This window comes from Pyxidicoccus sp. M6, from assembly GCF_055568925.1.
Genome location: NZ_CM145714.1, coordinates 7,795,888 through 7,818,461, shown reverse-complemented (window position 1 = coordinate 7,818,461; position 22,574 = coordinate 7,795,888). Strand labels below are relative to the sequence as shown.

15 protein-coding genes are annotated in these 22,574 nt (G+C 70.1%); 6 read left to right on the top strand and 9 right to left on the bottom strand.

The window, feature by feature from the left end; all coding sequences use genetic code 11:
* Positions 1–90: 90 nt before the first annotated feature.
* The 6 genes from ACVTJA_RS30720 to ACVTJA_RS30695 all read right to left on the bottom strand — a co-directional run bounded on the left by ACVTJA_RS30720 (position 91) and on the right by ACVTJA_RS30695 (position 9,457).
* The gene (locus ACVTJA_RS30720; RefSeq protein WP_465825067.1) at positions 91–2,298 is read right to left on the bottom strand and encodes a M4 family metallopeptidase; all 2,208 of its coding nucleotides are present in this window, start codon (positions 2,296–2,298) and stop codon (positions 91–93) included.
* Between the two features lie 135 nt (positions 2,299–2,433).
* Positions 2,434–3,201 carry an ATP-grasp domain-containing protein gene (locus ACVTJA_RS30715; RefSeq protein ID WP_465825066.1) on the bottom strand — a complete coding sequence of 256 codons (768 nt, stop codon included), beginning with the start codon at positions 3,199–3,201 and terminating at the stop codon, positions 2,434–2,436.
* 121 nt (positions 3,202–3,322) lie between these two features.
* Complete coding sequence (locus tag ACVTJA_RS30710; RefSeq protein ID WP_465825065.1) at positions 3,323–4,843, bottom strand: hypothetical protein; 1,521 nt, start codon at positions 4,841–4,843, stop codon at positions 3,323–3,325.
* A 79-nt stretch (positions 4,844–4,922) separates the two neighbouring features.
* Positions 4,923–5,570 (bottom strand): HAD hydrolase-like protein, encoded by a 648-nt coding sequence (locus tag ACVTJA_RS30705; RefSeq protein ID WP_465825064.1) that lies wholly within the window; start codon positions 5,568–5,570, stop codon positions 4,923–4,925.
* Between the two features lie 98 nt (positions 5,571–5,668).
* Positions 5,669–6,913 carry a J domain-containing protein gene (locus ACVTJA_RS30700; RefSeq protein ID WP_465825063.1) on the bottom strand — a complete coding sequence of 415 codons (1,245 nt, stop codon included), beginning with the start codon at positions 6,911–6,913 and terminating at the stop codon, positions 5,669–5,671.
* A gap of 138 nt (positions 6,914–7,051) precedes the next feature.
* Positions 7,052–9,457 carry an endonuclease MutS2 gene (locus ACVTJA_RS30695; RefSeq protein WP_465840554.1) on the bottom strand — a complete coding sequence of 802 codons (2,406 nt, stop codon included), beginning with the start codon at positions 9,455–9,457 and terminating at the stop codon, positions 7,052–7,054.
* A 75-nt stretch (positions 9,458–9,532) separates the two neighbouring features.
* Here ACVTJA_RS30695 and ACVTJA_RS30690 point away from each other — a divergent pair, with 75 nt between their 5' ends.
* The 5 genes from ACVTJA_RS30690 (at position 9,533) to ACVTJA_RS30670 (ending at position 14,220) form a co-directional block, all read left to right on the top strand.
* Complete coding sequence (locus tag ACVTJA_RS30690) at positions 9,533–10,273, top strand: tetratricopeptide repeat protein (RefSeq protein WP_465825062.1); 741 nt, start codon at positions 9,533–9,535, stop codon at positions 10,271–10,273.
* A gap of 68 nt (positions 10,274–10,341) precedes the next feature.
* The gene (locus ACVTJA_RS30685; protein ID WP_465825061.1) at positions 10,342–11,733 is read left to right on the top strand and encodes an adenylate/guanylate cyclase domain-containing protein; all 1,392 of its coding nucleotides are present in this window, start codon (positions 10,342–10,344) and stop codon (positions 11,731–11,733) included.
* Positions 11,734–11,774: 41 nt separating this feature from the next.
* Positions 11,775–12,956: an exo-beta-N-acetylmuramidase NamZ family protein gene (locus ACVTJA_RS30680; RefSeq protein WP_465825060.1), complete on the top strand. Its 1,182-nt coding sequence runs from the start codon at positions 11,775–11,777 to the stop codon at positions 12,954–12,956.
* A 17-nt stretch (positions 12,957–12,973) separates the two neighbouring features.
* A complete protein-coding gene (locus ACVTJA_RS30675; RefSeq protein ID WP_465825059.1) occupies positions 12,974–13,645 on the top strand; it encodes a metallophosphoesterase family protein in 672 nt (223 codons plus the stop codon).
* Between the two features lie 68 nt (positions 13,646–13,713).
* Positions 13,714–14,220: a nicotinate-nicotinamide nucleotide adenylyltransferase gene (locus tag ACVTJA_RS30670; RefSeq protein ID WP_465840552.1), complete on the top strand. Its 507-nt coding sequence runs from the start codon at positions 13,714–13,716 to the stop codon at positions 14,218–14,220.
* Here the strand turns inward: ACVTJA_RS30670 and ACVTJA_RS30665 are convergent.
* A complete protein-coding gene (locus tag ACVTJA_RS30665; RefSeq protein ID WP_465825058.1) occupies positions 14,217–17,591 on the bottom strand; it encodes a hypothetical protein in 3,375 nt (1,124 codons plus the stop codon). The two genes, ACVTJA_RS30670 and ACVTJA_RS30665, sit on opposite strands and share 4 nt — an antisense overlap.
* 85 nt (positions 17,592–17,676) lie before the next feature.
* On the opposite strand from ACVTJA_RS30665, the gene ACVTJA_RS30660 reads away from it, so the two are divergent.
* Entirely contained in the window at positions 17,677–18,999 is a 1,323-nt protein-coding gene (locus ACVTJA_RS30660) for a hypothetical protein (RefSeq protein WP_465825057.1), read from the top strand.
* Here the strand turns inward: ACVTJA_RS30660 and ACVTJA_RS30655 are convergent.
* Positions 18,992–19,849 carry a DUF2520 domain-containing protein gene (locus ACVTJA_RS30655; RefSeq protein ID WP_465825056.1) on the bottom strand — a complete coding sequence of 286 codons (858 nt, stop codon included), beginning with the start codon at positions 19,847–19,849 and terminating at the stop codon, positions 18,992–18,994. The two genes, ACVTJA_RS30660 and ACVTJA_RS30655, sit on opposite strands and share 8 nt — an antisense overlap.
* Before the next feature lie 74 nt (positions 19,850–19,923).
* Complete coding sequence (locus tag ACVTJA_RS30650; RefSeq protein WP_465825055.1) at positions 19,924–22,542, bottom strand: AAA family ATPase; 2,619 nt, start codon at positions 22,540–22,542, stop codon at positions 19,924–19,926.
* Positions 22,543–22,574: the final 32 nt, after the last annotated feature.

Sequence of the window (22,574 nt, the reverse complement as noted above, 5' to 3'; positions counted from 1 at the left end):
ACAACGGCATGCCGTGAGCGCAGAAAACACGACGGGCGGCGTCCCGAAGAGGGAAGCCGCCCGTCGTTCCTCAACGACTCCGCGCCGTGACTACGGCCGCGTGTAGTTGATGGTCAGGTCGTACGACGCCGTGCCCGAGCCGGCGCCGCGCACCATGACGTACGCGGAAGACTGGCCGGCGGGCACCGTGAGCGTGCACGTCTCGGACGCGCCGGAGGTGCTCGGACGGCAGTCGTAGGCCGTCGTCGTCGGCGCGGAGCCGAAGCGCACGTACAGGTCCGGGTTGCGCGTGCCCGTCATCACCACGCTGAAGCTGGTGCCGGCCACGACGCTGTACGGCCCGAAGTTGTCGTTCTCGCTCCGCTTCACCGTACCGCTGGCCGTCGTCGTGGTCGGCGTGCCGCCGCCACCACCGCCGCCGTACGTGCCCGTGAGCGTCAGGCCCGAGTACGAGGAGTAGCCGTTGAGCATCACGTACCAGGTGCCGGCCTGCGGGTTGGTGAAGCTGCACGTCTCCGCGTTGCCGCTGGTGTACGGACGGCAGTCGTAGGTGCCGGAGTTCGGCGCGCTGCCGAAGCGCACGTACATGTCCGCGTCACCCGTGCCGCCGGTGGTCTCGAACTTGAGGCTGGTCTGCCCGGCTGGCACCTCGAGCGTGTAGTACCTCTTGCTGTTCGCACTGCCGGACAGGCCCGTCACCGGCACGCCGTTGGTCAGCGGGTTGGTCACCGGCGGCGGAGGCGGCACGCCCACCGCGAGCCACGCGTCGGACACCGCCTGCACCGTGGCCGCGTCGTAGCCGAGCGCCTGCGCGGCCTGCACGGTGTACGTCTTCGCCTGCTCGAACGTGGTGCTCGGCGTGAAGAAGTCCGTGTTGGCCTTGTAGAAGATGCGGCCGGCCTTCTCCGGGCCAATCGCCGTCACGTTGACCGTCGTCTTGCCACGCGGGTGCGTGCCGCCCTTGGAGAGCAGCGCGAAGACGAGGTTGCTGATGCCGGAGCTGTAGTGCACGTCCACGCCGGACGAGTAGTCGCCGTAGAAGTCCAGCGAGGCGTTGTCCTTGGCCGGGTCGTCCATGTACCGCAGGGCGTCGCCGGCGATGCCCGGCGTCCAGATGTCCTCGCCCACCTTGAACACGTCCGCGTCCGTGGACCAGCTGCGCGTCCAGCTCTCGCACACGCCGGAGAAGATGTCGGACATGGACTCGTTGAGGCCGCCGGACTCACCCGAGTAGATGAGGTCCGACTCCGTGTCCGTCACCGCGTGGGTCAGCTCGTGGACGGTGACGTCCAGGTCCTTGCCCAGCTCGATGGAGTCCACGCCGTTGCCGTCGCCGTACACCATCTGCGTGCCGTCCCAGTAGGCGTTCACGTAGTTGGTGCTGTAGTGCACGGTGCTCGTCAGCGTCGCGCCCGCGTTGTCATACGAGTCGCGGCCGAACAGCGTCTGGTAGCAGTTGTACGTGGTGCCGAGCTGGTCGTAGTTCATGTCCACGTGCGCGTCGCCCGTGGCGGCCTGGCCCTCGCTGCGCTTCAGCGTGCCCGGCGTCGTGGTGGTGTTGTTCGCGCTGTAGACGCGGCGGTTGAGGGCCGAGTGAATCTGGGGGTGCACGGCCAGCACGCCGCCGCGCTGCGCGTCCACGTAGACGAGGTCATCGGCGGGCATGCCGTCGCGCTCGCCCACGGTGCGCACCTGCCACGCCAGCCGCGCCTCGCCGGCGCCTTCGGCGGGGAGGTACACGAGGGTGGCCGGGCCGGTGGCGCGCAGGGAGCCCAGCTCCGCGGCCTTCAGCGCCGCCTCGGAGGCCACCGTCGGCTCGGCGGAGACCTTGCCACTGCCGTGCGCCGTGCCGTTGGCCGCGTAGATGAGGCCCTTCGAGTCCGCGTGCAGCACCAGCTCGGAGCCCACCACGGGCAGCCCGTTCAGGAGCTGCCGGAAGCGCAGGTGCTTGTGGCCCCGCGCGTCCACCGTGGAGCGGCGGAAGACGAGGTCATCGTTGCGCAGGCGGAAGGCCGAGGCGATCTCCGCCAGCGACTCGCGCGCCTCGCCACCCGCGTCCTGGCGCGCCTTCTGCGCGGAGTCCGTGGACAGCCGGCCCAGCTCGCCCTGGATGAAGTAGGGCACTGCGCCTTCGCGAGCCAGTACCTCGGCCTTCGGGAGGCGGGCCAGCGCGGCCTGGATGTCGGCGTCCTTCGCCTCGCTCGCGGGCGGCTCCGACTCGGGCTGCACCGATCCGCATGCCGCCAGTCCCGCGCCCAGCCACGCCGCCCAGAACGTCCTCGTGAATCGATTGCTCATGCTCACGACCTTTCCGAAGAAGAAAGGATTTCATGACACATGAGCATTTCTGCTTTCAAGGACTAGTTGGGTTTCATAGCTTTCCGGCCACTCACCCGAACTTCCGGGTGGGGCGGAATCCGCCCCATCCCTGGGTCACCAGCGCATCGCCTCGACGGCGGCCACCATCTTCGCGACGTCGTACGCGTAGAAACCGGCCGAGTTGAGGTTGTTGATTTCGCCGACGTACAGCGCGCCGCCGTGCATGAAGACGTCGAGCGCATAGGCGCGGTCCGGCGCCCAGCGGTCGGCCATGGCCTGCGCGAAGGCGTACACCTCCGGCTCCACCTCGGCCGAAGCCACCACGCGGTCACCGAGCTTGTACCGCGTGCCCGTGACGACGCGGCCGTCCACGACGACCATGCGGTACTCGCGCTGGATGTGCTTCGGCGCGCTGACGGCCACCCAGGTGTCCGCGGAGACGGTGGTGTCCTCGGGCATCGCGACGACGGTGTCTCGCCACGCGGTGAACTCGTCCCACGTGGTGACCATCCCCGAGAACGACTTGTCGTCGAGGCACGGGCGGATGAAGAACGGCCCATCCACCGGCGTGACGTCCGCGAAGCGGCACACGCGGGCATCGGCGTTGAGCAGGTGCTCGCCCAGGTGCTCGCGCCACACGCGGAAGTCGAAGTTGTCGTTGAGAAACGCGCCGGGCACCCAGCCGCGCTGCTTCGCGTACCGCGTCAGCGTGAGCGAGCCCATGACGATGACGGGGCCAGCCACGTCCACGGTCGGCTCCACGCCCCCGTCGAAGGGGATGACCTTCACGAGCGTGTGGGGAATGCCGCCGTTCTCCAACACCTGCATCAAGGTGTGGAAGCCGCGCTCGTTGAACAGGTTGTTCTGGACGACCCAGTGCATGTGCCGCGCCTTGCGTGGAGGGGTGCGCCTGGGACGACGGTACCCCGGGCCTCCTGACGCAGGCAGGGCCGGGGCCCGCATCACCCAGACGGGCAATGCGGACCACCGGCAGCGCGCTTCACTAGCAGTCCGCCGGGCAGAAGCTGGAGGACTCCCACGCGTTGCACACGCCGTCGCCGCACGCGGCGTTGAGGAAGGTCTCGAAGACGGCCTTGCGGTGGGGAATGAAGACGTTGGTGAGCGCCGGGGAGATGCGGTGGCGCAGGCCGTCCGGGCCGGCTTCCGTCTGCTCGGAGACGTGGGTGAAGCGCAGCGACTGGGGCCAGATGATGCCGCCGCCCAGGTTGGCGCCGTTGCTGAACTGGTGGCAGCCGGCGCACGACTGCGCCTGCGCGCGGGCCACGATGTTGTCCGGCGACAGCGAGCTGCCGATGGCCGTCAACTGCGTCTGGATGTTGGTGCGGAAGGTGCTCGCGCCGACGCCGAAGTTGTTGACGTAGTGGTTCTCCGTCGCGCTCTGCGCGTCGCTCTGGCCGCTGTTGTGGATGTCCGAGGTGAACATCGTGAAGGTGTTGATGTCGTTGACGGCAAGCCGGGACACCTGCGCGGGGAAGGAGCTGTTCTGGAAGGTCGCGGCCTCGGGGTGCATGGAGGCGGGGTTGAAGAGCGTGCCGCCCGGGTTGGTCTTCACCGTCGTGGGGATGAAGCGCAGCGTGCACGGCGAGAGGCTGCGGCACTCCTTGCGAATCTTGAACTCGCGCAGCAGCCAGTTGGACTGCATGAACTGGTTGGAGCGCACCTGCCCCGTGGTGCCCGTGGTGCGGTTGCCGTAGTTGTCGATGTGCACCACCGGCATGAAGCCCGGCAGGCCGATGAAGTAGAACGTCCGCAGCTTCGAGGCGCGCGAAATCGGGTCCGCGTCATTCGTCAGGTCCGCCCAGAAGTTGGCGACGGGACGGCAGCCCTCGAGTCCCGCGCTCGGGTTGGGGTTGGGCAGCACCGCCTCGAAGATGAGGAGGTTGCGGTCTCCCGTGCCACCGATGCCCGAGCGCTTCGCGTAGGCGATGCGGTACTCGCCGCAGTTGGCGCCGCGCACGGACGCGAGGTCGAAGCGGTTGAAGAGGCCGACGGGGATGTATGAGTTGAAGTTCGTCGTCGGGTTGGTGAACGGGTCCACCAGCGCCTGGTCGCCCTCCTTGCGCGGGCAGGTGTACGGGAAGCCGTTCATGTTGGCGATGCCCGTGGTGTCACAGTGGGCATTGGCCACGCTGAGCCCGGGCGACGGGCGCGCCGTGTCCCACCAGCGCTGGAACAAATCCAGCTCCGTCGTGGCGACGCCGCTGCTGGAGACGAGCTCGCTCATCAGCAGTGAGAAGGAGAAGCCGCTGAGGATGGTCTGGTCCGTCACCACCAGCGAGCGCCGAGGGTCCACGGTGATGGCCATGGCCCTGGGTCCCGAGGGCACCAGGTCCGGCAGGGCGCCGATGCCGCGCCGCTCGGCATTGAGGCTCTCCTCCACGTCCTCCGCCGGGTCCGAAGGGGACGCGGCAGGGACCTGTGCCTCGGTGCCACATCCGCTCGCCAGGGTCAGGGCCGTGGCTCCCAGCAGGGCCATCCATGTCCGCTCATGTCGGGTCTTCACGCGTTGTCTCCAGTGCGGTCCCATGGGTTCGGGGAGTCGCCAAGGAGCCAACGAAGGGCGCGCGAAATCTTCCTTTGCTTCAGCGCGCCTGGGCCGACCAGCGGCTCACGCACTCGACGATTTCCATCGGACGCTCGGCGACGTGGTCCGGCCCCGCCTTCTGCAGCAGCTCCAGCGTGTCCGCGCCCCAGCGCACGGCGATGACCTTCACGCCCACCTCGCGGCATGCGGCGATGTCGCGCTGCTCGTCGCCCACGTAGACGAAGTGCTCCGGCCGGAGCCCGGTGCGCTTCATCATGGCCCGCATCAACCGGGCCTTGCCGAAGAGGCTGCTGCTGCAGTGGATGCCCTCCACCAGCGCCTCGGCCGAGTGGTGCCGCAGGAAGGCGCGGATGTTCTCCTCGCGGTTGCTGGACAGGATGTGGATGTGGAGCCCGCGGCTCCGGAGCTCATTCAGCATCTCGGGGATGCCCGGGTTGAACTCAATCCGGTCCATGGCGCTCCGGAGGCTGCGGCCCACCTGCACCACCAGCCACGGCAGGCGGTACGGCGGCACCTTGAGCCGGCTGCACCGCTCCAGGATGGAGAGCCCGCGCAGCTCCTCCAGATTGTCGGCCGTCAGTTTGCCGTAGTGGTTCTTCTCGGCGAGCTCGTTGTACAGGCGAATGACGACTTCCTTCGAGTCCGCCAGCGTTCCATCAAAGTCGAAGACGACGTGGGTAATCACGGCGCCGCATCCTGCCGCATGACGGGGCAGGGTGGCGCGGCTTCGCACGTCGAGGCCTCGCCCGTGCCACCTGCTGTGTCAGCGTGAAGACCGTGGACCTACGACGACTGCTTACGGACCCGCTCCCACGCTTCGATGATGCGGCGCGTTTCCTCCTGCGCCAGCGCCTGCAGCTTGGGGCCGAGCTGTGCGACCTTGTCGGGATGGTACTGGGCCACCAGCGCGAGGTAGGCGCGCCTCACCTCCGTGAGCGGCGTGTTGGGCGCGACTCCGAGGACCTCCCACGGTGACGGCGGGGGCGGGGCAACGGGCGGCTCCGGCGCGTCGTCATCCTCCTCGGACTCCGCATTGTCGTCCTCGTCCTGTGCCTTCGCGTCGCCGGCTTCGTCCGCGTCTTCCTCGTCCTGGACTTCGTCGGTCTCGTCGTCTTCCTGCTCCGCGGCGTCGTCAGCATCGTCCTGCTCGCCGTCTTCGTCCTCCCGTGAGTCCTCAGAGGACACGTCGAAGCCCACGCCACAGGTGGAGCACAGCAACTTCTCCTGCTGCCCACCGCCTTGCAGAGGCACGACGCGTGTGTCGAAGCAGTCGCCGCAGACGATGTTCCGGCACCCCTCGCAGCGGGCGGCGGACTGTGCCTCCTCCAAGTCCAGACCACAGCGGGGACAGTCGTCCGGGAGCGGTGCCTCCTCGCCGCAGCGGACGCAGAACGCCCAGGCGCGGTCGAGGCTGCTCTCGCACTCCGTGCACTCCAGCTTCCCGTCGCCGTGCTGCCAGTGCTTCTCCTCGCCACACCACGGGCAGAAGGGCATCAGCCACGCGAGCTTCCCCACGCAGTCATCGGAGTCGCAGTCGAACTCGAGCCGGAAGCCCCGAGCGACGACCTGGGGCGCGTTGTCCTCCTCGAAGGACTCACCGCAGGCCCAGCAGTGGTTGAAGTACCGGTGGGACGGCGCTCCACAGGCGTCGCAGACCGGGTTGCCGGGCTCGGCGTTCCAGGCGACCTCGTCACCGCAGCCGGGGCAGAACGCCATCCACGACTTCACGTCCGGATGCTTGCACGACTCGCGAGCGGCGCGGGCCGCACGCTCCCGCTGTCCCGGCGGGGCAGGGAAGGGCGGTGTGTCGCCCCGGTCCGTCAACACCTCCCACAGGCACGAGCGGCACACCTGTCCCCGCGTCTTCCTGCCCTCGGTGCCTGGGACGATTGCGCGCTGCCGGAAGGCGCCCGCTTCCAGCACCTGCGTGCTCACGCATGTCTGGCACACGGCGTCGCCGCAGACCTCGCACTTCCCCGCGAGGCGGCGTCCCCCGAGTCCCAGGAGGCCGGTCGTCAGCGGCTCCATGCAGCACGGACAGGCTCGCATCCCTCTCGAATGCCCCAATCCGCCGCCGAGGTCCAGAAACCACCAGGGCCGGAAGGCCGCGCGCTCCGCACGGCTTCCCGGCCCCGGGGTACTCCGTGGACTGACAGCCCTCGTGGACTACGCGCGCAGCGACACCACCGTCACGCCGTCGCCGCCCTCGTGGCTCTCACCCGGACGGAACATGCGGATGTACGGAGACGCGGAGAGATAGTCACGGATGGCCTGCTTCAGCGCGCCCGTGCCGTGGCCGTGGATGATGAGCGCGGCCTCCTCGCCGCTGCGCATGCCCCCGTCCAGGAACGTCTCCAACTCCTTCAGCGCGTCGTCCGCGCGCATGCCGCGCACGTCGCAGCGGAAGTTGGTGGCCTCCACCTCCGCGGGCGCCGCCGAGGCCGCGCGCTTCAATGCAGACTCCTGCTTCTGCCGCTCGGGGAACTTCGCCTGCTGAGGCTTGCGCGTACGCGAGCCGGACAGCTCCGTCACGGGCACCCGCATCTTCAGCGCGCCGCCCGCGGACACCACCGCGTGCGAGTCCGTCAGCTCGATGATCTCCACGTCCCGCGCCAGCCCCGAGTGGTGCACCCACGCACCCACCTTGAGGTTCGCCGGGCCGGGAGCCTCCACCTGGAACAGCTCCGCCTTCGCGGCCAGTGCGCGCTTCTGCGCCTCCTCCGCTCGCTGCTGGAGCTGCAGGCGGGCCTCCGAGAGCGCCTTCTCGTTCTGCTCCTGGCGCAGCTTCGCCAGCAGCTCCCGTACCTCGGCGGCGGCGTGCTCGCTCGCGGCGTGCACGTCCTCGTTGAACTGCATCATCCTCGCGCGGCGCTCGCGCTCGAACTGAGCCTTCTGCTTCTCCAGGTCGGCCCGGAGCTCCTCGGCCTCCTTCGCCGCCACGCGCGCCTTCTCCAGCTCCTCGCCGAGCTTGCGGCGCTCCTCCTCGGCCGCGAGCAGCGCCTTGGAGAGCGGACCGCCCGCGTTCATGGACAGCTCACGCGCGCGCTCGCACACCCGCTGGGGCAGGCCCACGCGGGCCGCGACTTCGATGGCCGAGGACTGGCCCGCCGCACCAATCTGCAGGCGGTAGGTGGGGGCCATGCGCTTGGAGTCGAAGCCCACGCGCGCGTTGAGGAAGCGCGGGTCCATGTGGGCCAGGGCCTTGAGCTCCTCCAGGTGCGTGGTGACGAGCACCACCACGCCCTTGGCCATCAGCTCCTCCAGCACGGCGATGGCGATGGCGGCGCCCTCGCGCGGGTCGGTGTCCGCGGCGATTTCGTCAATCATCACCAGCGAGCCCTCGTGGGCCACCGCGATGATGTCCCGCAGCATCGTCACGTGGGCGCTGAACGTGGACAGGCCCTGGGACAGGTCCTGCGCGTCACCCACCGTGGAGTGCATGGAGCGATACAGCGGCATCCGCGAGCCTTCCGCCACCGGAATGGGCAGACCGGCGCGCAGCATCAGCGAGCACAGGCCCACGCCCGTCAGCGTCACCGTCTTGCCGCCCGCGTTGGGGCCGGACACCACCAGGGCCCGGGCCTCGCCGGTGAGCGTCACGTCGTTGGCCACCACCTCGGTGCCGCGCAGCACCAGGCGTGGGTGGCGGAGCTGCCGCAGCTCCAGGTCCTTCACGCCGTCGAACACGGGAGCCTGGGCGTCCAGGTCCGCGGAGAGGATGGCGATGGCTTCCACCTCGTCCAGCTCCGCCACCGCGGCCAGGCCTTCCAGGATGCGGTCCGACTCGCGGCCGAGCAGGTTGCTCAGCTCCTGGAGGACGCGCCGCTCCTCCTCCGTCACCACCGACTGGGCGATGGCGAGGTCGTTGCCCAAGCCCACCATGGCCTGCGGCTCCATGAAGAGCGTCTGGCCCGTCTGGCTGGCGTTGTGGACGATGCCGTCCACCTCGGAGCGGTAGTTGGACACCACCGGCACCACGTAACGCCCGTTGCGGATGGTGTAGTAGTTCTCGCGCAGCTTGGGCAGGAAGCTCTCGTCGTGGAGCATCTCGTCCAGGCGCGACTTGATGCGCCGGTGGAGGCCGCGGGCCCTGTCTCGGGCCTCGCGCAGCTCCGGGCTGGCGCGGTCGGAAATCTCGCCGTCCGGCTCGAAGCACTGGTCGATGCGCCGGGCCATGGACTCCAGCATGGGCAGGCGGCGCGCAATCTCCATCAGCCGGGGGACGCGCTCCTTGCGCTCGTCCAGGGCCTCGCGGGTGCGCACGAAGGCGAAGAGGAGCTGCGCCGCGTCGATGAGCTGGCGGGGCTCCAGCATCCCGCCCTTCTCGGCGTGGCCGATGGCGGTGCGGAGGTCCACCACTCCGCCCAGGGGGAGGGAGAACTGCTCCTGTGAGAGGGAACGGGCCTCGGCGACGAGCGCGAGCGCTTCCGCCACCTGCTCGGGGGTGTCGAGGAACGGGCGGGCTAGCACCCGTTCCCTTCCGGGCTCGGTCCGACAGCGCTGGGCCAGCGCACGGAGCACTTCCGAGAAGCCGAGATCTTCCAGCGTCCGTTGAGATATCTGCACGTTCATGGGTTTCATGCGCGGCCGCTCGGCCGTCAAGAGGATCTATTGAGGAGCCCGGCTCGGCTCTGTTATCGGTCGCCCATGAAGTGGGTCTTCATGACGGCCATGCTGGCGGGCGCGACCGACGCGGCGGAGCCGTCCACCCTGACTGCAACCCAGTCTCAGATGGCCGCGCCGGCCCCCCGTACGCTCGAGGAGGCCCTGGCCCTGGAGGCGGCCGGGGATGACGCGGGCGCCCTCGCCGGGGTGGAGGCCCTGGTCCGGGCGCACCCCACCTGGGAGCTGCCCCGCCTGGAGGCGGCGCGCCTCCTGTTGAAGGTGGGAGGCGGGCTCGAGAAGGCCGAGGCCCACCTCGACGCCGTCGCCGGGGTTGCACCGAATAACCCCCGGGCCTGGTACTTGCGCGGCCTGTTGTGGGAGGAGCGGGGAGACCGCATGCAGGCCGTGCGGGCGTACGAGCAGGCCGTGCGGCACCGCGCCTCGTACGAGGAGGCCCGCTTCCGGCTCGGCGGCCTGTGGGCCCAGCAGGGGGATTGGCTCAAGTCGGAGATGCACTACCGGTACCTCGCCAGGGCGAAGCCCGAGTGGGTGCAGGTGCGCCTGCAACTGGCGGAGGTGCTGGAGAAGCAGGAGCGCCCGCTGGACGCGGAGAACGAATTGCTGGCCGCGAGGAGCCTCCAGCCGGACAGCCCCCTGGTGCTTCGCCGTCTGGCCGACTTCTACGAGCGGACGGGGCGCCCGCAGCTCGCGCAGAAGGTTCGCAAGTCGATGGAACAGCAACCGAAGCGGCGCATGCGAGCACTGAAGCCTTCGCGCCGCTGACAGCGGGCGGGCATGCGCAATCTCATGGCGATTGCGCCCCGGGCGACGGCACGTACACTGCGCGCGCTTTGAAGACCGCCAACCTCGCCATCGTCTTCACCGACATCAAGGGCTTCACCGAGCGGACCAGCCGGCAGACGCTGGAGGAGAACCAGCGCCTCCTGCAGGTCCACAACGCCCTGCTGTCGCCGCTGTTCAAGGCGTTCGGCGGGCGCATCATCAAGTCCATCGGTGATGCCTTCCTCGTCACGTTCGAGTCGCCCACGCAGGCGGTGCTCAGCGGCATCGCCATCCAGGACCGGCTGTGGCACCACAACCGTAACATCCCGGAGGCCGAGCAGCTCCACGTGCGCGTGGCCATCAACGTGGGCGAGGTGCGGCTGGAGTCCAACGACGTCTTCGGTGAGCCGGTGAACATCGCCGCTCGCGTGGAGGGCCTCGCCGAGGCCGGCGAGGTGTACTTCACCGAGGCCGTGTATCTGGCGATGAACAAGGCGGAGGTGCCGTCGAAGGAGGTGGGTGCCTTCGAGCTGAAGGGCATCCCCGGGAAGATTCGCGTCTTCCACGTGCCGCGTGCGCCGTACCGCGTGGAGGCTCCGTCGGCGGCGACCATCGCGGAGGCGCCGGGCTCGGAGGTGATGCCTCCGTTCGGCAATCTCGCGCTGTCGCGCGTGCCCGAGTCCACGCTCGGGCCGTCGGTGGACCTGTCGGCATTGGGCCAGCGCGCGGCGGTGCTGGGGCAGCGCGCGGCCGCGGGTGCATCCGCCCTGGGGCAGAAGGCGGCGGCGGGCGCGTCCGTGCTGGGGCAGCAGGCGTCGGCGCTCGGACAGAAGGCGGCAGCGGGCGCTTCGGTGCTCGGGCAGCAGGCGCGCAATGTCGGGGTGCCGCTGTTGTGGCGGTTGTCCTCCGCGATTCCTCCGGGGCTGGGCACGCGCGTGCGGGCCTTCGCGGCCGAGCGGCGCAAGGTGCTGGTGGGCTTGGGGCTGGCCGCGGTGTTGGCGGGCGTGGGGGTGGTGGCGTTCGGCGGTGGCGCGGCGATGCGGGCCATCGACGCGGTGGAGGATGCGCCCGCTGAGGAGCGCGCGCCGCTCGTGAAGGAAGCCAAGAGGCTCATCCGCGAGGAGAAGGACTCGGGCCGCCGCTCGTACCTGGAGGGCCGGCTGGAAGAGGCGCAGGGAAACCCGGCGGGCTCGCTCGGCGACTACGCCCGCGCGGTGAGGGCGGGCAACGGCGCCGCGGAGGGCCGCATCATCGACCTGCTGGGACACCCGCAGTGCGGCGTGCGCTCGGCGGCGGCCTTCACGGCGGCACAGCTCAAGCTGGAGGACGCCGTGGGTGAGCTGGAGGACCTGGCGGAGGACGGCGGCCCGGACGACGGCAGCGGCGGCGTCCTCGGCATCGGCAGGTGCGACTCGAAGCGGGCCGCGCAGGGCGCGCTGAAGAGCTTCAACAAGGACTGAAGGCCCGGCCCGCGAGGCCCGCCTCGAAGGAAGGGAACACCGTGAGCAAGGTGAAGACGGGACTGGATGTCTGGGTGGAGCAGGGCTTCGCCGCGCTGAAGGGCAAGCGCGTGGGCGCCATCGTCAACCCCACCAGTGTGGACTCGCGCTTCCGCCACCTGGCGGACCTGCTGGCCGGCGCGCCCGGCGTGAAGCTGGCGGCGCTCTTCGGTCCGGAGCACGGCATCCGCGGCGAGGCGCAGTACATGGTCGCCGTGGGCGAAGCCCGAGACAGGCGCACCGGCGTGCCCGTGCACAGCCTCTACGGCTCCACCTTCGAGTCGCTGTCGCCCCGCCAGGAGTGGCTGCAGGGGCTGGACGCGCTCGTGTTCGACATCCAGGACGTGGGCAGCCGCTACTACACGTACGTCTACACCATGGCCCTGGCGATGAAGGCCGCCGCGAAGGCGCGCGTGCCCTTCTACGTGTTGGACAGGCCCAACCCGCTCAACGGCGTGGCCATGGAGGGCAACCTCGTGGGCGAGGGCTTCCGCTCCTTCGTGGGGCTGTACGCGCTGCCCAACCGCCACGGCATGACGGCGGGCGAATTGGCGCGGCTCTTCAACGCGCAGGAGGGCTTCGGCGCGGAGCTCACGGTGGTGCCGTGCGAGGGCTGGAAGCGCGCGCACTTCTGGTCCGACACCGGGCTGCCCTTCATCTCCCCGTCGCCGAACATGCCCACGCCGGACACCGCGCTGGTGTACCCGGGCATGTGCCAGGGCGAGGGCACCAACGTCTCCGAGGGCCGCGGCACCTGCCGTCCCTTCGAGCAGTTCGGTGCCCCCTGGGTCGATACGGACGCGCTGCTGGCGCGGCTGGCGAAGGAGGACCTGCCGGGCGTGGCATTCCGCGCGGTCGGTTTCACCCCCACGTTCGACAAGTACAAGGGCGAGTCCTGCAACGGCGCCTTCATCCACGTGACGGACCGGCAGGCCTTCCTGCCGCTGCGCACGGGCATCGCCATCTTCCAGGCACTGCACGACATCGGCCCGGGGAAGTTCGCCTGGCGGGCGGACGCGTACGAGTTCGTCGAGGACGTGCCGGCCTTCGACCTGCTGTGCGGCACGGACCAGGTGCGCCGGGGCATCGAGGCGGGGTGGCCCCTGGACAAGCTCCTGGAGGGGTTCTCCGCCCAGACGGAGACCTTCGCGAAGCAAAGGGCGCCCTACCTGCTGTACGCTTGACGTGGGGTGTTCCACACGTGATTGGCGTCTTCTCCGATAGCCACGGCGACCTCGAGGCCTTCGACGCGGCTTATGAATTGCTGCGCTCCAAGGGCGCACGGCGCTTCATCTTCGCGGGCGCGCGCTACACGGACCTGGACGAGTGGGTGCTGTGGCGGCGGCAGAGGGCGCGCGGCGGGCGGGAGTACTCCGACGCGGACTTCCTCGCGGACGTGTCGAACTGGCTGGGCAGCCAGGACTCGCTGCCGCGGACTCCCGCGCGTGGGGCGGCTCCGGCGGACGTGGCCTCGGAGAATGACCGGCGGCTCGTCATGGAGCGCTTCGTGCGCGTGCCGGAGCGCGAGTCGCTCCAGTACAGAGACCCGTCCATCAACAACAAGGTGATGGACCTGGTGGGTGACACGCTCTGCTGCGTGGTCCACGACAAGAACGATTTGACGCGTGACGATTTGATGAACGCGTCGGTGTTCATCCACGGGAAGGAGTCGGAGCCGAAGGTGGTGCAGATCGGCCCGCGCTACTTCCTCACGCCGGGCCGGCTGGTGGGCGCGGCCGAGCAGACGTGCGCGCTGCTGGAGAAGGTGGACCGTGACTTGGGCTTCTCCGCGTACCGGCTGGACGGGTACGAGGTGGTGAAGCCGACGCTGCTGGTGCTGGAGAAGAAGTCCACGAAGCTGACCCTCAAGTGACGTGAGGCCCTGACGTGCAGGTCGCGCTCCTCGGAGGTTCGTTCAACCCGCCCCACGTGGGACACCTGATGGCGGCGTCGTACGTGCACGCGACGCAGGGCGTGGACGAGGTGTGGTTGATGCCGTCGTGGCAGCACCCCTTCGGCAAGCAGTTCGAGGCCTTCGAGCACCGCGTGGCCATGTGCGAGGCGCTTTGCGCGGAAACGTCCGGCTGGCTGAAGACGACGACGATTGAGAGCGAGCCGGGGCTCACCGGGCGCACGGTGGACACGCTGTCCCTGCTGGTGCAGCGATACCCGGACGTGCGGTGGTCGCTCATCATCGGCAGCGACATCCTCAAGGATTTGCCGCACTGGAAGGACTTCGGGCGCATCCGGGAGATGGCGCGCGTCATCGTGCTCTACCGGGCGGGTTACCCGGCGCCGGAGACGGTGGGGCCTCCGCTGGCGGAGGTGTCGTCCACGCTGGTGCGCGACATGCTCGCGCGCGGGGCGGAGCCGACGGACCTGGTGCCCTCGGGCGCGCTGACATATGCGCGGGAGCGAGGGCTGTACGGTTTGGGGACGCGCCGTTAGAGGCCGACGCCGAAGAGGTGCAGGTCGTTGAGCCCGGGCTCGAAGCGGTACGCGTACTGGTAGAAGAGGGTGACGGGCACGGCCTGGCCGAAGGTGAGGCGTAGCGAGGCCGCGCCGCCCACCGCGCCGAGGTTGTTCTCGTTATCCACGCGCGCCAACGAGCCGAAGCCCTCCACCTCGAAGTCGCTCACGAAGAGGGACGGGAGAATCCACAGCGTGGAGGCCCAGCCGTAATCGATGGGCACTCGATAGCGGTACGTGGCACTGCCGATGAGCGCGTTGTGGGCTCGCGTCGTCAGGTCCTCGTAGCCGCGCAGGTATTCGCTGAAGGCCACGCCGGGCTGGAGCTGCAGCGGGAGACGTGAGGTCTCCTTCGAGCTGCGGCTGCTGTACCAAGTCTGTCCGGCGCTGATTCCGCCCACTTCCAGCAGGTTCGACGGCGCACCGGGCAGGTAACGGGCCACCGCGGAGAGCTGGAAGTTGTCGTTGCCCGTGAAGGGCAATCCGCCGAGGAAGCCGTCCACGCCCAGGCGCACGTCGCCCATCGTGGATTCACGGAAGAAGGCGCCCGGGTAGACGCCTCCGGCGGCCGACAGCCCCAGTCCTCGCTGCGTGCCTCCGTACGAGGTGGAGTCCCCCGCGAAGTAGGACACGGAGACCTCGGGGCCGATGAGCCGGGTGACGAGGCCGGCGAAGCGGTCCGTCCGGTCATACTCGCGCCGCAGGGCCAGCAGACCCACCGTCACCGGCGTGGTCCAGAACGTGCGCGTTCCGAACAGCGCGCCCTGCAGGTCCGTGCGCGTGTTCTCGCGGATGCGCGAGGCGGACGCGAGGATGTACCAGGGCGCGAGCTCCGCATTGCCGTACGAGAGGGACACGCTCGGCCCGTTCTCCTTGGTGCTCGCGGAGAACAGCAGGGAGTACGCGTGGAAGCCGAGCCGGTCCTGGCCCGACAGCGCGAGCCCTCCGCTCACGATGGCTTCGTCAGTGTTGTCCTCGTCCGTCGCCACCAGGATGTATGGCAGGCGGAACTCGGGGACGAAGAAGCCCTCCAGCGACGAGTAGCGCTCGTCGGAGAGGATTTGCAGGTTGGCTCCCGGGTCGGGTGGGGAGACCACCGGCGTGTCCAGGTCCGCGAGCGCCGTGGGCGCGTCGGTCGGAGGAGGGGAGGACTCAGGCTGCGGTGTGCCCGCGGCCGTGGGGGTATCGGCCGGGGGAGGGGAGGCTTCCGGCTGCGGTGTGCCCGCGTCGGCAGGGAACTGTGCGAGTTCTTCCGGTGCCGGTGACTCGACCCGAGGAAGAGTTCCAGCCGGCGGGACTGCCTGCTCGGGCGTCTTTGCCACTTCCCCTGTGACAGGCGCGGTAGGCCTTTCAGACGGCGGGGTTGCGTTCTGAGGTGTTGCTTCCGCTTCCGCGGTGACGAGAGGGGCAGGGCTCGTCGGCGGAGCAACGGCAGTCCCTTGTGCATCTTTCGCTTCCGCCGAGTCGGGCGCGGCGGGGCTCATCGTCTGAGGGATGGCGTTCTCGGGCGTGTCTTTCCCTTCCGCCCTGGTGGCCGTGGCAGGGCTCTCCGTCGGTGCGGCCACCGCCACGCTCTCTTCACTCGGCACCGGCACACGGTCCACGGTGAAGTTCGTGCCATCGCGATTCAGGAACTCGACTTCGCCGGTCCCAAGCGGGCTCACGTCCATCACCAGATACGGCGCATCCGAGATGCGCGTGATCCGCCGCGTGGCCACCGTCATCACATGAGCCTGAAGCCGGCCCTCGTGCTCGCGCAGGAACACGATGCGCTCCGAGTCCAGCCAGCGCGGCGAGTAGTTGAAGAGCCCGTCATGCGTCAGCCAGCGCAGGCTCCCATCCGCCTCGCGCAGCACCAGATCCCAGCCCTCCTTGCCGCCGAAAGGGAACACCAGCCGCGCCCCATCCGGAGACACCGCCGGCGGTCCGATGGGCTCACTCGCTTCGAACTTCGTGAGCTGCTCACGCTGGCCCGTCTCCAAGTCCAGCCGCACCAGGTTGGCCGTATCTCCGCCGCTGATGCTCACGTAGAGGTAGCCCTTGCCATCCGGCGTCACGTCGCCGCCCATGCCCTCCACGCCGTCCCACGTGCGCACCACGTCGCCCGTGCGCGCGTCCACGCGCCACAGCCGCGCCGTGTAGCCACCCTCCGCGTCCAGGTCCGCCATCACCAGGTACAGCCACGCACCGTCGCGGCTGAACGTCATGCCGCTCACCAGCGTCGGGCTGCCCAGCACCCAGGTGCGCAACGGAATCAAATCCACCAACGGCCGCTCGAAGCGCACGCGCCCGTCGGCCTCGCGCACCGAGAGCCGCGAGTACTCCGTGCGCCCCACGCTCATCAGCGCCGTGGCCCCACTCTCCGGATGCGTCGCCAGCCGCGAGAAGTACCCCGCCTCCGTCAGCCACACGCGCTGCGACGCCGGACGCGCTCGCGCCTCCATGCCCTGGCGCAGCACCTCCGTGTACTCCTGGAACAGCGAGCCGATGTCCTTCCCGTACACGCGCTTGAAGCGCAGCGTCACCGCCAGCGGGGGCAGGAGCGAACCGCCCTGCTCGTTCACCAACTGCCACAGCTTCCGCTCGCCGTACCTCGAGGCCAGGTACTCCACGAAGTGCATGCCGGTGAGGTAGTTGCCGCCGAACGGGTCCAACGCCCGGTGCTCGGGCGAGAGGTAGCCCGCGTCCAGGTCTCCGCCCTGCGCCTGCGCCGCCGACTCGTACCAGCCGCGCCACACCGGGCTGTGCGGACGCCCCACGTCCTTCCCGAAGCGGCCCTCGTAGTACGTGGCCAGTCCCTCCAGGAACCACGACTCGGTGAACGAGTTCGACTGGAACAGGCCTCCCGTCAGCTTGTTGAGGAAGCCCCAGAGGCCGTCCGTCTGTTGGAGCTGCACGTAGTGCACGGACTCGTGGCAGGCCACGTCGCCGACGTCCACCTCGCCCAGGTTGAAGAGGTGGAACAGCTCCAGCGTGACGTGCGCGGGCAGCACCATCTGCTGCGGCGTGCTCGCGTAGTCCGGCACCACGTACGCGTTGTTGAAGTCCGAACCCGTCAGGTAGACGAGGACCCGCCCCCGGTCCGTCTGCCTCCACGTCTGCCCGCGCAGCCGCTCCACGCAGCCCTCCAGCCGCGCGGCCGTGCGCAGGGCGGTGCCCTGTAGCGACGCCGGGTAGTAGAGCTCCAGCGAGGCGGTGGTGAGCTTCCGCATCTCCTCCCGAGCGAACGAGGCCTGGATGTTCTGGGGGAAACGGGGTGTGACGAAGGCACACCCCGTTGTTGTCAGCAGGAGGAAGAAGGCCAGGGCATGCCAGCAAGGCAGCCGGCGGGGGGCGGGCATGCGGGCCATCCTAGCGGGCACAAAACGTAGCCACGACCGCGTTTTTCACGGTATTTGGAGGCGCGTTGCCTCCCTTTTGAATCTGGATTCCTCCATGTCCGAACCCTCCGCTCCCCAGGGGTATCCCGTTCCCCAGCACGTCCACCAGGCCCAGCTCCAGGTCGCCGCCGCCCTCGAGAAGGCCGAAGGCAAGCCCGTCGACCTGCTCAAGGCGCCCTGGGCGGAGGTGGAGAAGGCCGCCATCAAGCTCCTCGGTGGCCCCTTCCAGGTGAATCAGCCGGAGCACCAGACGCTGGCGCTCGGCCTCGCCGGTGCCTTCGCGCTTCGCCTCATCCAGGAGCACCAGGCGTTCTGGTTCCCCAACCGCGACTCGCCCGAGGGCGCCACGCTCGGCTTCCCCGATGCCATCATCATGCTGTCGCCGTTCGGCGCGGTGATGGACTCGCTCGGCCAGGGCAAGCTGGCCCGGCTGGACGACCTGGCCGCGGACATCCGCCGCTCGCTGGGCCAGGCGCGCCTGAGCCTCAACCCCGCACAGGCCCTGGGCTCCCAGCAGCCGAAGCTGTCGCCGGTGGAGTACCAGCGCCTGTTCGACCCGGGCTTCCTCCAGTTCGTCGTGCTGGACCCGAACAAGACGAAGACGGCGCTGGAGACCAGGCCGGACGCGCTGAGCCGCGATGTGCGCAACGCGCTGGGCCGCACCCAGCCGCCGCTGCCTCCCGAGGCGAAGCAGCAGTTCGACGGGCAGATCGTCCAGTCCCTCGCGCGCCTGGACGCGTCGAAGGCGCTGCTGGAGCAGGCCGACCGCGCGCCCCGGCTCGCGGAGCTGATGGCGCACCTGTTCGGCACCATCGGCGGCACGGGCTCGGCGCCGGAGGACTTCTGGCACGAGGTCGTCCTGCCGCTGCTCTTCATTGGCAACCCGGCGAGCTTCCCGCCGCTGGATGAGGAGGAAGTGGAAGCGTTCCGGCAGGGCGTGGAAGTGCTGCCCCTGTTCGTGGACATGGTGCCGCACGCGCACAAGGCCCCGGACGAGGGCCTGCTCGGCGCGTTCGAGATGAGCGACATCGGCCTGGTGCACCCGGGCTTCGCCAAGGTGGGCGCGCTGCGGCTCATCCGCATCAACTCCGCGCGCATCAAGCCGCTGCTGGAGCAGTTCGACCCGAACAAGACGGCGGACACGCTCAAGCGCTTCACTGAGTACCTGGCCAAGTCGGCCGGCAAGCCCGCCACCACGACGCCGCAGGGCGAGGAGATGCTCAAGGCGGCGCTCACCCTGCTCGCGGACCTGAAGCGCTCGGTGACGCAGGTGCAGGGCGACCTGTGCCTGCGCCGTCTCACCGAGGCGGAGGCCGCCTCCGAGCAGGCGCTGGCCGTGGTGCGCAAGGCCCTTCAGGGCTCGCTCATCATCACCTGAGCAGCCGCTCCAACGCGGCGCGCGACTCGGGGCGGAGCCGGTTTTCGGCCAGCCGCAGCGCGCGCCGCGAGAGCAGTCGGTAGAGCGGGGCGACTTCTTCCGGAAGCGCCCCGAGGTGGGCCGACACCACGCCCGCGTCCCCTCGGACGATGGGGCCGGTGAGCCCGCCGGAGAGGCCTCGGGCCTCCACGCCTCGCAGCGCGGAGCGCATCAGCGGCAGCAACGCCGTGAGCGCCGCGTCGGGCGGAATGCCCGCCGCGCCCAGCGCCGCCACCGCCGCGTCCGCCAGCGCCACCAGCCCGCCCGCGCTCATCACCGCGCCCGCGTGGTAGGCCGCGCGGTGGGACTCGGGGACGTCGAGCACTTGAAGACCCACGTCCTCGGCCATGCGGCGCAGCACGTCCCGCAGCGCGCGCGAGCGGGTGCTCACCGCCACCGTGTGTCCCACCAGTGAATCGTGCGGAGAGGAGACGGCGCACAGCGGATGGAAGGAGCCGCGCGTACGTCCCTTCTCCGAGCCCAGCGCGTCCAGGGACAGCGCGCCCGCCGTGTGCACCAGCGCGGCCGAGCGGGGGAGGGTGGCGGAGAGCTCCTTCGCGACGACAGGCACCGCGGCGTCGGGGACGCAGAGCAGGACGACGCGGGCGCGCTTCAGGTCCGCGGGCGTGGCGGACTTCAGACCCAGGGACTTCGTGCGCTCACGCCCCTCGGTATCTCGCGAGTGAAGCCGCACGGACCAGCGTTTCGCGGTGAGCGCGAGCGCCAGTGCGCCACCGAGCCGGCCCGCGCCGACGATGACGACGGGCGGGCGCGCGGTACGCGGGCTGCGCTTTCGAGCAGGAGCAGGCATTGCGACCTCGGAGGCGTGTGCGCGCGGTATGTCACCACGCGGCGGACTCCGAGGCACGCGAGACGTGTCGTCGCTCAGTGCGAGTCGCGCTGGAACTGCAACTGCCCGGACTGTACGGCGATGCGGACGCGGTCCCCGGAGCCGAACTCACCGGAGAGAATCCGCTCCGCGAGCGGGGCCTCCACCAGCCGCTGCACCACCTGCCGCATGGGCCGCGCGCCGAGCTGCGGGTCGAAGCCGCCGGACTTCAGCAGGTGCCCCACCACGTCCTCGCCCGCGACGTACTCGATGCCCCGCTCCGTGGCGAGCCGCTTGCTGCTCTCCGCCAGGAGCAGCGTGGCGATGCGCGCCACCTCCACCTGCTCCAACGGACGGAAGGGGAGCCGCTCGTCGATGCGGTTCCACAGCTCCGGCGGCAGCGCCTTGCGCGCGGCGGCGGACGCCGCATCCATCGCATCCGTCTGCACACCCGCGTCCGAGCCAAAGCCCAGCGGCCGGCCCGTGCGGGAGAACGCCTCCGCGCCCAGGTTCGTGGTCAGCACGATGACCGTGTTCGAGAAGTCGATGTGCCGGCCCTTGCCGTCCGTCAGCCGCCCCTCCTCCAGCACCTGGAGCAGGAGCAACTGCACCTCGCGGTGCGCCTTCTCGATTTCGTCCAGCACCACCACCGACGACGGACGGCGGCGCACCGGCTCCGTGAGCTGGCCACCCTCGCCGAAGCCCACGTAACCCGCGGGCGCTCCAATGAGCCGCGAGACGCCGTGCTGCTCGGCCATCTCGCTCATGTCCAGCCGCACCAGCGCGTCGCGGTTGCCGAACAGCACCTCCGCCAGCGCCCGCGCCATCTCCGTCTTGCCCACGCCCGTGGGGCCCAGGAAGAGGAAGGAACCCATGGGCCGCCGCGACGCGAAGCCCGCGTAGTTGCGGCGGATGACCCGCGCAATCCGCGCCACCGCGTCCGTGTGGCCAATCACTCGCTCGGACAGGTCCTGCTCCAGCCGCAGCAGGCGCGCCGAGTCGTTCAGCAAGAGCCGCTCCTCGGGCACGCCCGCGAGCTTCGCCACCACGCGCGCCACGTCCGCGGCCTCCACCACGTCGCGGCCCTCGCGGTGGCAGCGGCTGCCCGCCAGGTCCACCACGGAGATGGCCTTGTCCGGCATGAACCGGTCCGTCACGTAGCGGCTCGCCAGCGACGCCGCGGCCTCCAGCGCCTCCGGCAGGTAGCGCAGCGCGTGGTGCTCCTCGTAGCGGCCGATGATGCCCTGGAGGATTTCCACCGTCTCCGACACCGACGGCTCGTTCACCACCACGGCCGTGAAGCGCCGCTCCAGCGCCGGGTCCGCGCTGATGAACTTGCGGTACTCGTCGTGCGTCGTCGCGCCGATGCAGGGGAACTCGCCCCGCGCCATGGCCGTCTTCAGCTCGTTGGCCGCGTCCTGCGGGCCCTCGCCCGTGGAGCCCGCGCCCACCAGCGTGTGGATTTCGTCGATGAAGACCACCACGCGCCCCTCCGCGCGGCGGACCTCCTCCTTCAGCGCGTTGAGCTTCTCGGAGAAGGAGCCCCGGAGCTGCGTGCCCGCGACGAGCGACGCCATGTCCAGCTCCACCAGCACCTTCTCCGCCAGCGTGCCGCGCAGCTCCAACAGCCGCTGCGCCACGCCCTCCACCACCGCCGTCTTGCCCACGCCGGGCTCGCCCAGCAGGCACGGGTTGTTGGTGCGGCGCTTGCCGAGGATGTCGATGACCTCTTCGACTTCCCGCGCGCGACCCACCACCGGATCCAACCGGCCCTCGCGCGCCGCCTGGCTCAGGTTGCGGCCCAGCGAGGTGAGCAGCGGGAAGGTCTTCGGGTCCAACGTCACGTTCGCGTGACGGGCCACCGGCGCGGGCATCGGCGCCACCCCGGGGCGCGGCGGAGGCACGGCCACCGGTGCGGGGGCGGGCGGAGGCGTGGGCACCGCGCGCGCCACCACGGACGGGGCGGGCGGGCGCACCGGCTCGTCGTCCCGCGCCTCCGGCTCGTCCGCGTCGATGAGGTCGCGCGGAGACAGCGCCGGCGTGGAGCGCGAGGGGCGCGCCGCCGGAGCGTCCGCGTTGATGAGGTCCCGGGGAGACAGGGCCGGCGAGGAGCGCGAGGGGCGCGCCAGCATGGGCGGGGGCGTGGGCAGGCCACCGGGGACGGCGCGCGGCATCGTCACCGCCCGCGCGGGAAGGGGGGAGGGCGGAGCCCCCAGCGGGCGGCTCACCACGGGACTCGTGGCCACCGTCGTCGCGCGGCCCGGCTGGAGCTTGCGCGGCATGCGGCCGCTGACGAAATAGGAGAGGGCCGTGGTGCGCAGCGTGGCCAGGTCCAGCCCGGCCATCTGCAACAGCTCGTTGGCGGCGCAGCGCACCCGCGTCACCGCGATGAGCAGGTGGAGGCAGTCCGCCTCCGCCGAGCCGCAGCTCACGGCAATCTCGCGCGTCTTCTCCCGCAACTCGCCCACCACGCCGCCCGTCTCCGCCGGGGCGGACGTGAGGAGCTGGAGCAGGGTATCCTCGTCCACGCCCCGCTCCTTGAGCAGGAGCTGGGCCCGGTTCTCCACCGTGAAGAGGGCCAACAGCACGTGCGCCGAGGTGAGCCTCTGCGCCACGCTCTGTGCGATGTCGTGCGCCTCGTGGAGAACCTGCGCGAGATCCGTGCTATCGACCATTCGAGCTCCGGCAAGCGGGCAGGCGAGCGGAA

Bases quoted from the DNA above. Each gene is read 5' to 3' on its own strand.
- ACVTJA_RS30720 (WP_465825067.1), bottom strand. From the start codon at position 2,298: ATGAGCAATCGATTCACGAGGACGTTCTGGGCGGCGTGGCTGGGCGCG.
- ACVTJA_RS30715 (WP_465825066.1), bottom strand. From the start codon at position 3,201: ATGCACTGGGTCGTCCAGAACAACCTGTTCAACGAGCGCGGCTTCCAC.
- ACVTJA_RS30700 (WP_465825063.1), bottom strand. From the start codon at position 6,913: ATGGAGCCGCTGACGACCGGCCTCCTGGGACTCGGGGGACGCCGCCTC.
- ACVTJA_RS30695 (WP_465840554.1), bottom strand. From the start codon at position 9,457: ATGAACGTGCAGATATCTCAACGGACGCTGGAAGATCTCGGCTTCTCG.
- ACVTJA_RS30690 (WP_465825062.1), top strand. From the start codon at position 9,533: ATGAAGTGGGTCTTCATGACGGCCATGCTGGCGGGCGCGACCGACGCG.
- ACVTJA_RS30670 (WP_465840552.1), top strand. From the start codon at position 13,714: ATGGCGGCGTCGTACGTGCACGCGACGCAGGGCGTGGACGAGGTGTGG.
- ACVTJA_RS30665 (WP_465825058.1), bottom strand. From the start codon at position 17,591: ATGGCCCGCATGCCCGCCCCCCGCCGGCTGCCTTGCTGGCATGCCCTG.
- ACVTJA_RS30660 (WP_465825057.1), top strand. From the start codon at position 17,677: ATGTCCGAACCCTCCGCTCCCCAGGGGTATCCCGTTCCCCAGCACGTC.
- ACVTJA_RS30655 (WP_465825056.1), bottom strand. From the start codon at position 19,849: ATGCCTGCTCCTGCTCGAAAGCGCAGCCCGCGTACCGCGCGCCCGCCC.
- ACVTJA_RS30650 (WP_465825055.1), bottom strand. From the start codon at position 22,542: ATGGTCGATAGCACGGATCTCGCGCAGGTTCTCCACGAGGCGCACGAC.